Origin of the sequence: Streptomyces sp. NBC_01537 (assembly GCF_045040445.1) — a bacterium.
Taxonomy (GTDB): Bacteria; Actinomycetota; Actinomycetes; order Streptomycetales; family Streptomycetaceae; genus Actinacidiphila.
In genome coordinates, this window is sequence record NZ_CP109392.1 from 2,327,322 (window position 1) to 2,341,370 (window position 14,049).

The following is a 14,049-nucleotide window of genomic DNA, read 5'->3' on the forward strand; positions in this document are numbered from 1 at the left end:
CCTTCCCAGACCGGGGCGGTTCTAGCGCCGCTGATCACATGCCGCGGATCACACCCTGATCACACACGGATCACAGCCTCGGGTCCACCGGCTCGGACTCCAGGGCGAGCACCGCGAACACCGCCTCGTGCACCCGCCACAGCGGCTCGCCCGCCGCCAGCCGGTCCAGCGCCTCCAGGCCGAGCGCGTACTCGCGGAGCGCGAGCGAGCGCTTGTGCCCCAGAGCGCGGGAGCGCAGCCGGGCGAGGTGGTCGGGGCGGGTGTACTCGGGACCGTAGATGATCCGCAGGTACTCCCGGCCGCGGCACTTGATGCCCGGCTGGACCAGCCGGTGCCCGGACTCGCTGCGCACGAGCGCCTGGAGCGGCTTGACCACCATGCCCTCGCCGCCGGCCTTCGTCAGCTCCAGCCACCAGTCGGTGCCGGCGGCGACCGAGGCCTCGTCGGCGGTGTCGACGACCAGGCGACCGGTCTCCCGGAGCAGGCCGGTGGGGTCGGCCGCAACGAGGCGGTCGATGATCGCGAGCTGCTCGTCGTGCGGGAGCGCGGCGAGGCTGCGGCCCTGGGCGGCGAGGATCTGGAAGGGCGCGAGGCGCACCCCGTCCAGGCCTTCGGTCGTCCAGCAGTAGCGGCGGTACGCGTCCGTGAACGCGGCGGCGTCGGCGGACCGCTCGCGCTGGCGGGAGAGCAGTCCGTCCACGTCGGTGCCACGGGCGGCGGCGGCTTCGAGCGCGGCGAGCGCTCCGGGGAAGACCGCGCCCGACGCGGCGCCCACGGCCGCGTACTGCTTGCGCAGCAGGCCCGAGGCCTTGAGCGACCAGGGCAGCAGCTCGGCGTCGAGCAGCAGCCAGTCGGTCTCCAACTCGTCCCACAGACCGGCGGCGGATATCGCCTCGCGCAGCCGGGCCAGGACCTGTTCGGTGACGGCCGGAGCGTCGAAGAACGGCCTGCCGGTGCGGGTGTGGAGCGCGCCGGTGACGCCGTCGGCGGTGATGCCGAAGCGGTCGCGGGCGGCCCCTTCGTCACGGCAGACCAGGGCCACCGCTCGGGAGCCCATGTGCTTCTCCTCGCAGATGACCTGGCGGATGCCGTCCTCCCGGTAGGCGGCGAAGGCCTCGCGCGGGTGCTCCAGGTAGCCGTCGAGCTGCGAGGTCGCGCAGGGCGACATGGTCGGCGGGAGGTACGCGAGCAGCCGCGGGTCCACGGCGAAGCGGCTCATGACCTCCAGCGCGGCCGCCGCGTTCTCCTCGCGGACGGCGACCCGGCCGTGGTGCGTGGTCTCCACGACCCGGCGGCCGGTGACGTCGGCGAGGTCGAGCGGCCGCCCGTCCTGACCGCCGGGTGCCTCGGTGGTCAGCGGCTTGGCGGGCTCGTACCAGACCTGCTCGGCCGGTACGTCGACGAGCTCGCGCTCGGGCCAGCGCAGTGCGGTCATCCTGCCGCCGAACACGCAGCCGGTGTCCAGGCAGATGGTGTTGTTGAGCCAGGTCGCGGACGGGATCGGGGTGTGGCCGTAGACCACGGCGGCGCGGCCCCGGTAGTCCTCGGCCCACGGGTAGCGCACCGGCAGGCCGTACTCGTCGGTCTCGCCGGTGGTGTCCCCGTAGAGCGCGAAGCTGCGCACCCGGCCGGAGGTGCGGCCGTGGTACTTCTCGGGCAGGCCGGCGTGGCAGACCACCAGCTTGCCTGCGTCGAGGACGTAGTGGCTGACCAGTCCCTCGATGAACTCCCGTACCTGCTCCTTGAAGGCCGGGTCCTTGGCGTCCTCCTTCTCGAACTGCTCGATGGTCTCGGCCAGCCCGTGGCGGTGCTGGACCTGCTTGCCCCTGAGCCAGCGGCCCAGCTTGTTCTCGTGGTTGCCCGGTACGCACAGCGCGGTGCCGGCGGCGACCATGCCCATGACGCGGCGCAGCACGCCGGGGCTGTCCGGGCCGCGGTCGACGAGGTCGCCGACGAAGACGGCCGTGCGGCCCTGCGGGTGGACACCGTCGGCGTAGCCGAGCCTGCCGAGCAGGGTCTCCAGTTCGGACGCGCAGCCGTGGATGTCGCCGATGATGTCGAACGGGCCGGTGAGGTGCCGCAGGTCGTTGTAGCGGCGCTCCAGGACGACCTCGGCGGCCTCGATCTCCTCGACGCCGCGCAGGTGGTGCACCTTGCGGAAGCCCTCGCGCTCCAGGTGCTTGAGGGAGCGGCGAAGCTCGCGCTGCTGCCGCTGGATGACATGGCGCGGGAGGTCCGCCCGGTCGGCGCGGCCGGCGTTGCGCTCGGCGCACACCTGCTCGGGCACGTCCAGGACGATGGCGATGGGCAGCACGTCGTGCTCGCGGGCGAGCTGGACCAGCTGCTTGCGGCTCTCCGGCTGGACGCTGGTGGCGTCGACGACGGTGAGCCGGCCGGCGGCGAGCCGCTTGCCCGCGATGTAGTGCAGGACGTCGAAGGCGTCCCCGCTGGCGCTCTGGTCGTTCTCGTCGTCGGCGACCAGGCCCCGGCAGAAGTCGGAGGAGATCACCTCGGTGGGCTTGAAGTGCCTGCGGGCGAAGGTGGACTTGCCCGAGCCGGTGCTGCCGACCAGGACCACGAGGGACAGGTCGGTCACGGGAAGCGTGCGCTTTGTCAGTGTCATGCTGCTGCCGCCTCCTTCGCGGTAGTGGTCTTCGGGGTAGTGGTCTTCGAGGTGAGCAGGGTGAACACAGCCATCTGGGTCGGCGGCCCGACCTCGGGGTCCTCGGGTCCGACGGGCGCGAACTCCACGCCGTAGCCGTGCCGCCCCGCCACCTCATGGGCCCACGCGCGGAACTCCTCGCGGGTCCACTCGAAGCGGTGGTCGGCGTGCCGCACATGCCCGGCGGGCAGCGTCTCCCAGCGGACGTTGTACTCGACGTTCGGCGTGGTCACGATCACCGTCGCCGGGCGGGCGGCGCCGAAGACCGCGTACTCCAGGGCGGGCAGCCGGGGCAGGTCGAGGTGCTCGATGACCTCGCTCAGCACGGCGGCGTCGTAGCCCTTGAGGCGGGCGTCGGTGTAGGCGAGAGAGCCCTGGAGCAGGGTGACGCGGGTGCTCTGCCGCTCCCCCAACCGCTCCAGGCGCAGCCGCCGCGCGGCCTCGTTGAGTGCCCGCACCGACACGTCGACGCCGACGATCTCGGTGAAGCGCACGTCCTTCAGCAGTGCGCCGACCAACTGCCCCTGCCCGCAACCCAGGTCGAGCACCCGGCTCGCCCCGGCTGCGCGCAGCGCCTCCAGGATCGCCTCGCGCCGCCGCGCGGCCAGCGGCACCGGCTTCTCGTCGGTGTCGGTCTGCTCGTCGATCGCGTTGTCGATCTCCTCGGCCTCGGTGTCGTCGGCCTCGGCGAGCCGGGTCAGCTCCAGCCGCTCCAGCGCCTCCCGGGTGAGCGACCAGCGCCGGGCCAGGTAGCGGCTGGTGATCAGCTTCTGCTCGGGGTGGCCGGCGAGCCAGCCGTCGCCCGCTCTCAGCAGCTTGTCGACCTCGTCGGGCGACACCCAGTAGTGCTTGGCGTCATCCAGCACCGGCAGCAGCACGTAGAGATGCCGCAGCGCGTCCGCGAGCCGCAGCTCGCCCTCCAGCACCAGCCGTACGTAGCGCGAGTCCCCCCATTCCGGGAACCGCTCGTCCAGCGCGACCGGCTCGGCCACCACTGTCCAGCCCAGCGGCTCGAACAGCCGGCGCACGAGCGGCTCGCCGCCCCGGGCGGGCAGCACCGGCACCTCGATCCGCAGCGGCAAGGGGTTCGCGGCCCGCTCGGGCAGCTTGTCGCACACGCCCCGCAGGGCGCTGGCGAACACCGTCCGCAGCGCGACGGCCAGCAGCGAGGACGCGGCGTAGGGCCGGTCGTTCACATACTGGGCGAGCGACGCGTCCGGGGCGCCACCGCGGCCCTTGCCCTTGCCGCGGCGGACCAGCGCGACCGGATCGACCTCCAGCAGCAGCGCGGCCGTGCAACGGTCGGCGGACGCCTCGGGGTAGAAGACGTGCGCGTCGCCGTAGGAGGTGGAGAAGGCCTGGGCCTTGTCCGGGTGCTTGTGCAGGAGGAAGCCGAGGTCGGTGGCCGGGGCTTCCGCAGTGCCGGTGGTGGAGATCGTCAGGAACACGAGTACGAGTATCGTGCCCGGACGCGGCTCGTGCCCATGGTTTTTCCGCTGATCAGCGAGCCGGTCAGCGGCCCAGGACGGCCGCCAGCTCGGCGATCTCCCGGGGCCCGACGCGGCAGCAGCCGCCGATGAGCCGGGCGCCGTCCTTCTCCCACAGGCCCACGCGCGCCGGGTCGAAGGTGGCGCCGCCGCGCCAGTGCCGGGCCGTGGCGTCCCAGTTCTCGCCGCTGTTGGGGTAGACCGCGACCGGCTTGCCGGAGGCCTCGGCGGCCACGGCGACGGCCCGGTCGGCGTCCTGCGGTATGCAGCAGTTGACGCCGACCGCGATGACGTTGTCCGCGCCGGCGGCCAGCCCGAAGGCCTCCTCCAGCGGCTGTCCGGCCCGGGTGGTGTCGCCGTCGATGGTGTAGGTGAGCCACACCGGGACGCCGATGCCCTCGACCGCGCGCATCAGGGCCTCGGCCTCGTCGGTGTCCGGGACGGTCTCCAGGGCCAGCACATCGGGTCCGGCCTCGGCCAGCGCCTCGATCCGGGGCCGGTGGAAGGCCTCCAGCTCCTTGACGCTCAGCCCGTACCGGCCGCGGTACTCACTGCCGTCCGCGAGCATCGCCCCGTACGGGCCGACGGACGCGGCGACCCAGACGTCGGTGCGCCCACCGGCGGCCTGCCGGGCCAGTTCGACGCTGCGCCGGAGCAGCGCCGAGGTCTCCTCGCGGCTGATGCCGCGCTTGCCGAAGCCCTCGTACGTGGCCTGGTAGCTGGAGGTGATGAGCACCCGCGCGCCCGCCCGGACGTAGGCCGCGTGGGCGGCCTCGATCTGCTCGGGGGCGTCGGCGAGCAGTCTGGCGGACCAGAGCTCGTCGGTCAGGTCGCAGCCCTGGTCGTTGAGCTGGTTGGACAGACCGCCGTCGAGGACGACGGGGCCCTCGGCGAGGGCCTCGGCGAGCGGCGTCTTGGGGGCGGGCATCGCGGGTGCTCCTTGCTGCTGTTCGTGCTCAGTCGCGTCGTGGTCAGTTGAGCTGCGACTGAACCTCCGAGGAAATCAGTTCCAGGTGTTCGATGTCGTCCAGGTCCAGAATCTGGAGATAGAAGCGGGTGGCGCCCAGCTCCGCGTAACGGCCGATCTTGTCCACGACCTGGGCCGGGGAGCCGGCGAGCCCGTTGGCCTTGAGCTCGTCGGCATCCCGGCCGATCGCCGCCGCCCGGCGCTCCACCGCCGCGTCGTCCTTGCCGACGCAGGCCACGAGCGCGTTGGAGTAGACGATGTCGCCGGCCTTGCGGCCGTACGCGTCGGCGGCCTCCCGGACCCGTCCGAACTGCCGGGCGCAGTCCTCGACGGAGCCGAACGGGATGTTGAACTCGTCGGCGTAGCGGGCGGCGAGCGCGGGGGTCCGCTTGGCGCCGTGTCCGCCGATCAGCACCGGGATCTTCGGCTGGACCGGCTTGGGCAGCGCGGGCGAGTCCTTGAGCTGGTAGTACGTGCCGTCGAAGTCGAAACGCCGGCCGGCCGGCGTCGACCACAGTCCGGTGACGATTGCCAGCTGCTCCTCCAGCCGCGCGAACTTCTCCTTCGGGAAGGGGATGCCGTACGCGGTGTGCTCCTCCTCGTACCAGCCCGCGCCGAGGCCCAGCTCGACCCGTCCGCCGCTCATCTGGTCCACCTGGGCGACCTGGATGGCGAGCACGCCCGGCAGCCGGAAGGTGCCGGCGGTCATCAGCGTGCCGAGGCGGATCCGCCGGGTCTCGCGGGCGAGCCCGGCAAGGGTGATCCAGGCGTCGGTCGGCCCGGGCAGGCCGTCCGCGCCGCCCATGCTCAGATAGTGGTCGGAACGGAAGAAAGCATCGAAACCGAGGTCCTCGGTGGCCTTGGCGACCGTGAGGAGCGCGTCATAGGTGGCCCCCTGCTGGGGTTCGGTGAAAATACGAAGATCCATGCCCCCATCCTGCACCGGAGTGAGCGGAATGTGATCGTCAACCTGGCACCCCGGTGGCCACGACGGGGTGCCCCCGCGGGGTGAAAATCTGCCAACTCGCCCCTCAGCGGGATGTATCCACAGTGACCGGTGAGGCGCGTGGTCGTTGGCTCGGGCGGAGCCGGACCGCCCGGCCCGCATGCCGGCGTCCGCTGCCGGCGGCGATGACGCGTCACCGCCCTTCCGCCCCGGGAGGGCCAGGGCCCGAGGAGGCCAACATGTCCCAGGAAACCGTGCCCGGGCAGGGAGGCGAGGCGTACCCGCCCGCCACGGCGCCCAAGGGTCTGCTGCAGCAGATGGAGGAGCTGATGTCCGCCCTCAACGCCGACCTGGCCGGCCTCGACGCCGATCTCCAGTCCTCCGCCCGCGGCGCCGGCCCCGCCCCCGCGGCCTGGGACGACAGGGCTTAGGGCCTGTCTTGTGGATCTCCGTGGGAGAAGGAGCGGCCCGCCGCGCCAGCGGCTGATGTCTCTGCGGCGCCTGTGATCGCAAGGCGGAGGAGGGAGGCAACGCGGTGGGGGCACCTCCCAGCGTCTAGCTGGGGGACGTTGTCGACCGACGACAACGCCGCGAGCGCTGGTGCCAGGGCACGCGACGCCACGGCCACGCCGCGCCAGCGGCAGATGGACCGCAGCCACAAGACAGGCCCTAAGGCGCGCCCGGCAGCCCCCGGGCAGCCCCGGGGGCCCTCCCTCGGGGCGCTCATGTGCCGCTCCGCTGCCGGTCCCCGCCCGCCGCCGCGTCGCGGAGGAGCGCGCACACGTGGTCTCTGGAGTCCGCGGCCGCGTCCAGGGCCTCGATGCACTGCCAGTACAACGACTCGTCCTCGACCGAGCAGGCGGCGGACACCAGCACCACACCCAGCTCCGACAGCAGGTCGCGCAGATCGCGCAGCGCCGTCGCCGGCTCCCGTACCCCGGTCAGCATCGCCGCGCGTCGGGGCGCGGCCCGGCCCGGGCCCGGTGGCCCGGTGGGCCGCATCTCATCGGGCAGGAGCCGGCCGACGACCGCCTCCGCCAGAGCCTGCGCCTCCCAGGCCTCCGCGAGCAGTTCCTGCTCCCCACGGGCCCCTTTGAGCGCATGCCGCATGCTCTCGACAAGCCGTACCGCGTCCATGGTCCACTTCCCCCTCGCATCGCCTCACAACTCCGTCATCACTCAGGGTGACGGATCATGTACGCGAGAGGAAGGGGTCTCTTCCAGCCTGTGGATAACCTGCGCCGGGGCTGCTCAGCCACCGTCCCCCGGCACGGGAAAGCGCAGCTCATTGCGGTCGATCTTGGCGGCGAGCGCCGTCAGCGGATCGATCCCGAGCACCTCGCAGAACTGCAGCAGATACGCCAGCACATCCGCCACCTCGTCCTTGACCCGGTGCGCCGTCCCGGCGTCGTCCATCACCCCGGCCGCCTCCTCCGGCGTCAGCCACTGGAAGATCTCCAACAGCTCGGACGCCTCGACGCTCAGCGCCGCGGCCAGGTTCTTGGGCGTGTGGTACGGCTGCCAGCGGCGGGCCGCCGCGAAGGCGGCCAGCCTGCGCTGCAGGGCCTGCAGATCATCGCTCACGCTGCCCAGGTCTACCGCATCGCTGCGACAGCGCGCGCCTCGCCCTGTACGGCGTCCTGCGCGGAACCCTGCGCAGCGCCCTGCGCGGAACCCTGAACGGGCACCCGCGCCGGGCGGCCGAACTCGACCACCGACACCCCGTCCATGCCCTCGGCGACGGTGCTGTCATGCACCGTGCCCAGCAGCCGGATGTGCCCGCGCCGCGCCGCCTGTCCGGCCAGGTCCAGCAGTTCGCGGGTCTGCGCCCGGTCCAGGCCCAGGTCGATACCGTCGGCGAGCACGGTCAGCGCCTGGAAGGCCGGCAGCAGCTCGCCGCTGGTGTCCACCTCCAGCACGCCGGGGCCGGTGAGCAGCACCAGCGCCAGCGCCAGGAAGCGCAGCTCGCCGTCGCCCAGCCGGTCCACCGGGACGAGCCCCAGCGGCCCCCGGTCGACCACGGCCAGGACGCCCGTGTCGTACCGCACCGTGGTCAGCCCTTCGACGGGCCCTGCGCACACCGCGCGCATCGCCCGCACCAGGGCGGCGTGCCGCGTCCGGCACTCGCCCTCGGTGCGGTGCAGCACCGCCGACAGGTTGTCGCACCCCTTGCGCAGCATGCCGTCCTTCACCGGAACCGGCACGCGCATGCCGTGCGGCCGCGGCTCCACCCCGAACACCCCGCGCAGCGCCACCACGATCTGCTCGGCCGCCGCGAGCACCAGCCGCTGACCGTCCGTCGTCCCCGCGACGCGCAACGGCAGCAGCGCCGTGGCCAGCCGGTCGTCCGGCAGCGGCGCCCTGGTCACCGGCACCAGCCCCGCCGTATGCCAGGCGGCCTGCACCTGACGCCGCTCCGGGTCGCGCAGCGCCGTCGTGAGCAGCGTCTCCCCCGCGCCCGTCAACCGCTCCCCCACGATGCGCAGTTCCGGCTCCGTCTGTACGGCGACATCCAGCCGCACCGGCCCCACCGGCCCGTCCGCCGTGCACCCGATCCGGAACCCCCGCCGTCCCTCCCCGTCCGGATGCGCCCCGTGCGGCACGCACGCTCCGACCCCGCCCCGTACGATCCCGGCCCCGGGCTCCGCCGTGAACACCTCGCCCAGCTCCTCACCGCCCGCCAGGCGGCCCAGCGCCGCGAGGGCCTCCAGCACACTCGACTTACCGGTCCCGCTCGGCCCCGCCAGCAGCGTGAGCGGCCCCAGCGCGAAGCTCGCGCCGCGATGCGACTTGAAGGCGGACAGCCGCAGCTCGGTGACAATCGGACGCTCACTCTTCGCACTCATGCCCGTGAACGTATCGACGTCCTCGACGGCCGAACCGTTTCACCGGTTCTCCATCCTCCGAATGGACGACCTCCGGCAGGATCACCCCATGAAGATCGTTGACGCCGGACCCGGATCCGGCATCGAACTCACCGCCTTCGGCAGCACCGGCGTCCGCCACGTCCGCATCCACGCGGGCCAGGCCGCCTGCTGGAGCCCCAAGGAGGAGCACGAGACCTGGACCGGCCGCACCGGGCTCACCGCGTTCGTCGTCGAGGCCGAGGTCCCGCACCCGGCCGGCGTTCTGGGCCGGGCGCTGCGCGACGAGGGGTGAGACAGGGGTGGGCTACGGTGCCCGTATGGCGACGACGACGTACGTGGCACTGCTGCGGGGCATCAATGTCGGGGTCAGCAACAGGCTGCCCATGCAAGCGCTGCGCGAGCTCCTCGGCGGCATGGGCTCGGCCGCCGTGCGTACGCATCTGCAGAGCGGCAACGCGCTCTTCGACCACGCCCCGGCCGAGCCCGAGCGCCTCGCGACGCAGCTGCGGGACCGCATCACGAGCGAGCTCGGGCTCACCGTGCCCTGCATCGTGTGCGAGGCCGCGGAGCTGCGCGGGGTCATCGACCGGAATCCGTACGACATGGCGGGCATCGACCCCGCGCGTTTCCTGGTGGCCTTCCTCTCGGGGCCGGTGGACCCCGGCAGGCTCAAGGACCTGGACCCGGCGGCATACGCGCCGGACAGCTTCCGGCCGGGTGAGCGGGAGATCTACGTGCACTGCCCGGACGGCATCCAGAAGACCAAGCTCTCGCACGCCCTGTGGGAGAAGCGGCTCGGGCTGACGGCCACCGCGCGCAACTGGAACACCGTCACCAAGCTCGCGGAGCTCGCCGGGGTGTGAAGGGCGGCCCCGATCGGCCATCCGGCCGAGGAACGGCGATCGTGGTCCGCGAACGGTGGCCGTTCGGCCGAAGTGGCGGCACCTGCGCCGGCGGGAGATTGAAACCGGATCTCCCCCGGCAGCAGGAGTACGTTCATGCAATCCAGCGCAACCGTCATCGCCCGGCCTGCCGTCCGGGTGCCGGCGCCCATTCCGGTCCCCGGTGCGGAAGCGGGATGGGGCCGCTACCAGTGGTGCTACTGGCCGGCGTGTGCGGTGTTCGCACTCCTGCTGGCCGTGACCACGTCGCTCACCCCGCACCGCGTATGGGGCGTGTGCGCCGCCCTCGGCTATGCCTTGGCGGCGGTGCAGGCCCGCCGGTCGGGCCGTGCCTGGAGCCGGGCGGCTCTGACGGCCTCGGCTGTCGGAGCGGTGCTGGTCCCGTTGGTGCTGCTGATCGCGGCGGGCGCCGCTCAGGCGGAGGTCGGCGTCGTCGAGCGCTCCGGCAGGCTGCTGCTGGACTCCGGCAGCCCTTATGTCCCGCACCCCGTCGGCGTGCAGGACATCAACCCGTACCTGCCCGGGATGGCGGTGTTCGGCATACCGCGTGCCCTGTTCGGGGACACCCCGCTCGCGGATGCCCGGCTCTGGTTCGGCGCGGCCTTTCTGATCAGCATGGTGTTCGCCGCCTGGCATGCCGGGTACGCCGCGCGTGCCCGGCACGCGGCAGGCGCTCGCGGGAGCACGCGGCCGACCCCGCCCGCGGACGCCGTACTGCTGCTGGCAGGCTTCCCCGCCGTCGCCCTGCCGCTCGCCGTCGGCGGTGTCGACCTGCCGGTGATCGGCCTGATGTGCCTGGGACTTGCCCTGGCGGCGCGGGGCGGATCGGGGACGGCGGCCGGCCTCGCCATGGGCGCCGCCGCGGCACTGAAGTGGACCGCCTGGCCGCTGCTGCCGGTCGGACTGGCCCTGCAGGCGGTCACCGCCGGCCGCCGGGCCGCCGGGCGTGCCGCCGTCACCTCCCTGCTGGCCGCCGCCCTCGCCGTCGTGCCCGTGGCCCTGGCCGACCCGCACTCCTTCGTCCGGCACGTGGTCCTCTTCCCGCTCGGCGAGGGCGGCATCCACTCCCCCGCGACCAGCCCACTGCCCGGCTACCTGCTGGCCACCTACGTCCCCGGAGGGTTCGCCCTCGCCCTCGGCGCCCTGGTGGCGGGTGCCGCGGCCGTGGCGGTGTCCCTGCTCGTCCGTCCGCCGCGCACCGCTTCCGCGGCGGCGAACCGGCTTGCCCTGGGACTCGGCCTCGCCATGTGCCTGATGCCTGCCACCCGGTTCGGCTATCTCGTCTATCCGCTCGTCCTCTGCGCATGGTTCCGCCCAGGACGGAACAAGGAGTCGGCCGTATCGAGCGCACCGGGCGGGCGCGCCCCCGGCAGGCCGACGAACGGCCACCTGAGCCGGGTCGCCGCGCTGGCCATTGCCGCGCTGATCGCGGCGCACTTCATCCCGTCCGCCAAGCAGACCCCGCATACCGCCGAACCGAAGCCCCGCGCGGGGGCAGCGGCGCAGGCCACCGCCCACTCCGCCGCGTACCCGCGTGATCGCCACTCGTGTTTTTGTCCATGCCCTGTCGATCAGTGGACAAGCGGGGCCTTGTTCCCCTCCGCCGGGCCGGATCGACTGGCGGCATCGGCCTGATCACCGCACGGGAACTGGCCCGCGTGGGGGCGAAGGTCGTCCTGGCCGTCCGGGCGGTGAGCAAGGGCCGGACAGCCGCCGACCGGATCCCGGGACGCACCGAGGTCCGCGAGCTGGACGTGTCCGACCTCGCCTCGGTCCGGCGGTTCGCGGCCGAGTGGACGGGCGGGATCGACGTCCTGATCAACAACGCGGGAGTCATGGACGTGCCGCTGACACGCACAGCCGACGGGTTCGAATCGCAGATGGCGACCAACTACCTCGGGCCGTTCGCTCTGACGAACCTGCTTCTGCCCCACATCACGGACCGGGTCGTGTCCGTGTCCTCGCAGCTGCACCGGCTGGGCAGCCCGCACCTGGACGACCTCGGCGGGCAGAACCGGCCCTACAAGGCCATGGACGCGTACAACGACTCGAAGCTGAACCTCGTCCTGTTCTCCACCGAACTGCAGCGGCGCCTCGCCGCGTCGGGCAGTCCGGTCAGGTCGGTCATCGCCCACCCCGGCATCGCCTCCACGAACCTGGCCGGGCACTCCGCCGCCGGCAAGGTGACAGCCGCACTGCGGTTCCTGTTCAACGATGCCGAACACGGTGCCCTGCCATCGTTGTTCGCCGCCACCCAGGACATCCCCGGCAACTCCTACGTGGGCCCGAGCGGGTTCGGCAGCCTGAAGGGCCACCCCCGGATCCGCCGCCCTGCCGCGGCCGGCCTCGACACCACACGGCGCGCAAGGGCTCAGTCGTGCGGGCTTCCCTCTGGACAAGCCGGCTCGGTGGTCAGGCGAGGGTTTCGGCGGTGGCGGTCAGGACCGCGCGGCCGAGGATGTGGCGGGCCATGGTGAAGCCGAGGAACGCAGGGGTGGCGTCGGCCGGGATGCCGATGGTCTCGACGTCAAGGGCGTGCACCACGAAGACGTAGCGGTGCGGGCCGTGCCCTGCCGGCGGGGCCGCGCCGATGAAGCGCCCGGTGCGGGCGTCGTTGGGCACCTGGAAGGCGCCCTTGGGAAGGCCTGATCCGGTGTCGTCGCCGGCGTCCTCGGGCAGTTCGGTGATGTCGGCGGGGATGTCGGCCACAGCCCAGTGCCAGAACCCGGAGCCGGTCGGGGCGTCCGGGTCGTACATCGTCACGGCGTAGCTCCTGGTGCCCTCGGGGGCGCCGCTCCACGACAGCTGCGGGGAGACGTCCTTGCCGCCCGGGACACCGAAGAGGCCGGACATCTGCTCGCCGGGCAGGGGGGCGCCGTCGGTCAGCGTGGTGCTCGTGACGGTGAACGTCGCCGCCTCGGGGAGGCGGGCGAAGGGGTCGTTGGCGCTCATGGGGTCATGCCTTTCTGGGAGACAGAACAGATATCGCGGATGCGCTGGTGCAGGCCGGTGGCCTGCCCCGGGTGCGGTGGCCCTCCCGGCTGGGGAAGCCACCGCACGTCAGGGGGTGAGAGGGGATGGAGGCGGGATGGTCACCGGGTCCCGCCCTCCCGTGCTCAGTCCGGCACGGTCGTGTCCGCGCCGGATTCCTTCTGCTCGCCGGCGGCGGTGCCGGGCCCCGAGGCAGTGGCGTCGCCGGTCGGGCCCACGTGCTGGACCGCATGTGTCGGGTTCGGGTTGAACGTGAGGCTGAAGACGTCCGGCCGGGAGTAGTGGCCGACCGGATCGTAGGCGTTCTTGGCGATGGCGAGGAGGGCGAAGTCGAGGTCGGCATAGAGGATGCCCTCCTCGGTCTCGGGCAGGGGCTTGGCCAGTTCGGTGCCCTCGGGGCCGTAGATGCGGGTGAATCCGCCGCCCTGCAGCAGCAGTTCCTTCTTCGCGTCGGTGTCGCAGAACAGGTCCTGCGCGGCCTGGCCGACCGTGGCGCATGGCGCGAGGACGAAGGTCTGTCCCTCGACGGCGTACACCAGACTTACGGCGGTGTTGACCTCGGGGCCGAGCGCCGTCGCCATGCCCCGGTAGACGGAGAAGCTGGGCCAGGAGGCGACGTGGATCTGCTCGCCCTTGCTGAACATCGTGTACTTGGTCAGCGGCTGCATGTGCTCGGCGCAGTTCAGCGCGCCCAGCCGGCCGAGTCTGGTCTCGTGGACCTGGATGTCGCTGCCGTCGCCCTCGCCGTAGACGGTGCGCTCGGCGTGGGTCGGCTTGAGCTTGCGGCGTACGGACAGGATGCGGCCGGTGTCGTCGATGAGGGCCTGGGCCATGTAGAGGCTGCCGGTGATGGTGCGTTCGGCGAAGCCGAGGACGACGAAGATGTGGTGCTCGGCGGCGGCCGCGGCGATGCGGGCCAGGTGTTCTCCGTCGCGGGTCATGGAGTTCTCCGCGTACCGGGGGACGAACTGCATTCCCGAGAGGGGGGAGTCCAGCCAGATCCACCACGGGTAGCCGGGCAGGAACACCTCGGGGAAGGCGACCAGTTCGGCCCCGCCGGCGGCGGCCTGGGCGATGAGGTCCACGGCCTGAGCCACTCCGGCGTCGAGGTCCAGCCACTTGGGCTCGGCTTGTACGGCCGCTACGCGCACTACGGAAGACACGTCTCGTACTCCATTCGATGAGGTGTGCATGTGCGAGCGGTGTCCCTCCAGTGCGGGTGGGTGA

Annotated in this window: 14 protein-coding genes; 5 read left to right on the top strand and 9 right to left on the bottom strand. The window is 72.5% G+C overall.

Annotated elements, in window-relative coordinates; genetic code table 11:
• Positions 1-70: 70 nt before the first annotated feature.
• From OG607_RS10700 to OG607_RS10715, 4 genes are all read right to left on the bottom strand, one after another.
• The gene (locus OG607_RS10700) at positions 71-2,623 is read right to left on the bottom strand and encodes a polynucleotide kinase-phosphatase (RefSeq protein WP_405721782.1); all 2,553 of its coding nucleotides are present in this window, start codon (positions 2,621-2,623) and stop codon (positions 71-73) included.
• A complete protein-coding gene (locus OG607_RS10705; RefSeq protein ID WP_405721785.1) occupies positions 2,620-4,110 on the bottom strand; it encodes a 3' terminal RNA ribose 2'-O-methyltransferase Hen1 in 1,491 nt (496 codons plus the stop codon). The genes OG607_RS10700 and OG607_RS10705 overlap by 4 nt, the downstream gene beginning before the upstream one ends.
• A gap of 64 nt (positions 4,111-4,174) precedes the next feature.
• The gene (gene mmuM, locus OG607_RS10710) at positions 4,175-5,077 is read right to left on the bottom strand and encodes a homocysteine S-methyltransferase (protein ID WP_405721788.1); all 903 of its coding nucleotides are present in this window, start codon (positions 5,075-5,077) and stop codon (positions 4,175-4,177) included.
• A 43-nt stretch (positions 5,078-5,120) separates the two neighbouring features.
• Positions 5,121-6,044 carry an LLM class F420-dependent oxidoreductase gene (locus OG607_RS10715; RefSeq protein WP_405721791.1) on the bottom strand — a complete coding sequence of 308 codons (924 nt, stop codon included), beginning with the start codon at positions 6,042-6,044 and terminating at the stop codon, positions 5,121-5,123.
• A gap of 257 nt (positions 6,045-6,301) precedes the next feature.
• On the opposite strand from OG607_RS10715, the gene OG607_RS10720 reads away from it, so the two are divergent.
• Positions 6,302-6,493 carry a hypothetical protein gene (locus OG607_RS10720; RefSeq protein WP_405721794.1) on the top strand — a complete coding sequence of 64 codons (192 nt, stop codon included), beginning with the start codon at positions 6,302-6,304 and terminating at the stop codon, positions 6,491-6,493.
• A gap of 292 nt (positions 6,494-6,785) precedes the next feature.
• On the opposite strand, the gene OG607_RS10725 is transcribed toward OG607_RS10720, so the two are convergent.
• The 3 genes from OG607_RS10725 to OG607_RS10735 all read right to left on the bottom strand — a co-directional run bounded on the left by OG607_RS10725 (position 6,786) and on the right by OG607_RS10735 (position 8,908).
• Positions 6,786-7,199 (bottom strand): DUF6099 family protein, encoded by a 414-nt coding sequence (locus tag OG607_RS10725; protein ID WP_405721796.1) that lies wholly within the window; start codon positions 7,197-7,199, stop codon positions 6,786-6,788.
• A 114-nt stretch (positions 7,200-7,313) separates the two neighbouring features.
• A complete protein-coding gene (locus OG607_RS10730; RefSeq protein ID WP_405721799.1) occupies positions 7,314-7,646 on the bottom strand; it encodes a nucleotide pyrophosphohydrolase in 333 nt (110 codons plus the stop codon).
• Between the two features lie 11 nt (positions 7,647-7,657).
• A complete protein-coding gene (locus tag OG607_RS10735; RefSeq protein WP_405721802.1) occupies positions 7,658-8,908 on the bottom strand; it encodes an AAA family ATPase in 1,251 nt (416 codons plus the stop codon).
• Between the two features lie 88 nt (positions 8,909-8,996).
• Between OG607_RS10735 and OG607_RS10740 the strand changes: the two genes are divergently transcribed.
• The 4 genes from OG607_RS10740 to OG607_RS10755 all read left to right on the top strand — a co-directional run bounded on the left by OG607_RS10740 (position 8,997) and on the right by OG607_RS10755 (position 12,308).
• Positions 8,997-9,221 (top strand): hypothetical protein, encoded by a 225-nt coding sequence (locus tag OG607_RS10740; RefSeq protein ID WP_405721804.1) that lies wholly within the window; start codon positions 8,997-8,999, stop codon positions 9,219-9,221.
• A 25-nt stretch (positions 9,222-9,246) separates the two neighbouring features.
• On the top strand, positions 9,247-9,792 hold the full coding sequence (locus OG607_RS10745; RefSeq protein ID WP_405721807.1) for a DUF1697 domain-containing protein: 546 nt from the start codon (positions 9,247-9,249) through the stop codon (positions 9,790-9,792).
• A 135-nt stretch (positions 9,793-9,927) separates the two neighbouring features.
• Positions 9,928-11,466 (top strand): glycosyltransferase 87 family protein, encoded by a 1,539-nt coding sequence (locus OG607_RS10750; RefSeq protein WP_405721810.1) that lies wholly within the window; start codon positions 9,928-9,930, stop codon positions 11,464-11,466.
• The gene (locus tag OG607_RS10755; RefSeq protein WP_405721813.1) at positions 11,406-12,308 is read left to right on the top strand and encodes an SDR family NAD(P)-dependent oxidoreductase; all 903 of its coding nucleotides are present in this window, start codon (positions 11,406-11,408) and stop codon (positions 12,306-12,308) included. The genes OG607_RS10750 and OG607_RS10755 overlap by 61 nt, the downstream gene beginning before the upstream one ends.
• Here the strand turns inward: OG607_RS10755 and OG607_RS10760 are convergent.
• Together OG607_RS10760 and OG607_RS10765 are read right to left on the bottom strand one after the other, a co-directional pair.
• On the bottom strand, positions 12,244-12,783 hold the full coding sequence (locus tag OG607_RS10760; protein ID WP_405721816.1) for a YbhB/YbcL family Raf kinase inhibitor-like protein: 540 nt from the start codon (positions 12,781-12,783) through the stop codon (positions 12,244-12,246). The genes OG607_RS10755 and OG607_RS10760 overlap by 65 nt on opposite strands.
• 164 nt (positions 12,784-12,947) lie before the next feature.
• Positions 12,948-13,985, bottom strand: coding sequence for a carbon-nitrogen hydrolase family protein (locus OG607_RS10765; protein WP_405721819.1), 1,038 nt, complete (start codon positions 13,983-13,985; stop codon positions 12,948-12,950).
• Between the last annotated feature and the right edge of the window lie 64 nt (positions 13,986-14,049).

What these genes read in the sequence shown, in the direction of transcription:
- OG607_RS10700 (WP_405721782.1), bottom strand. Translation starts at nt 2,623, where the DNA reads ATGACACTGACAAAGCGCACGCTTCCCGTGACCGACCTGTCCCTCGTG.
- mmuM (WP_405721788.1), bottom strand. Translation starts at nt 5,077, where the DNA reads ATGCCCGCCCCCAAGACGCCGCTCGCCGAGGCCCTCGCCGAGGGCCCC.
- OG607_RS10715 (WP_405721791.1), bottom strand. Translation starts at nt 6,044, where the DNA reads ATGGATCTTCGTATTTTCACCGAACCCCAGCAGGGGGCCACCTATGAC.
- OG607_RS10720 (WP_405721794.1), top strand. Translation starts at nt 6,302, where the DNA reads ATGTCCCAGGAAACCGTGCCCGGGCAGGGAGGCGAGGCGTACCCGCCC.
- OG607_RS10725 (WP_405721796.1), bottom strand. Translation starts at nt 7,199, where the DNA reads ATGGACGCGGTACGGCTTGTCGAGAGCATGCGGCATGCGCTCAAAGGG.
- OG607_RS10735 (WP_405721802.1), bottom strand. Translation starts at nt 8,908, where the DNA reads ATGAGTGCGAAGAGTGAGCGTCCGATTGTCACCGAGCTGCGGCTGTCC.
- OG607_RS10740 (WP_405721804.1), top strand. Translation starts at nt 8,997, where the DNA reads ATGAAGATCGTTGACGCCGGACCCGGATCCGGCATCGAACTCACCGCC.
- OG607_RS10745 (WP_405721807.1), top strand. Translation starts at nt 9,247, where the DNA reads ATGGCGACGACGACGTACGTGGCACTGCTGCGGGGCATCAATGTCGGG.
- OG607_RS10750 (WP_405721810.1), top strand. Translation starts at nt 9,928, where the DNA reads ATGCAATCCAGCGCAACCGTCATCGCCCGGCCTGCCGTCCGGGTGCCG.
- OG607_RS10760 (WP_405721816.1), bottom strand. Translation starts at nt 12,783, where the DNA reads ATGAGCGCCAACGACCCCTTCGCCCGCCTCCCCGAGGCGGCGACGTTC.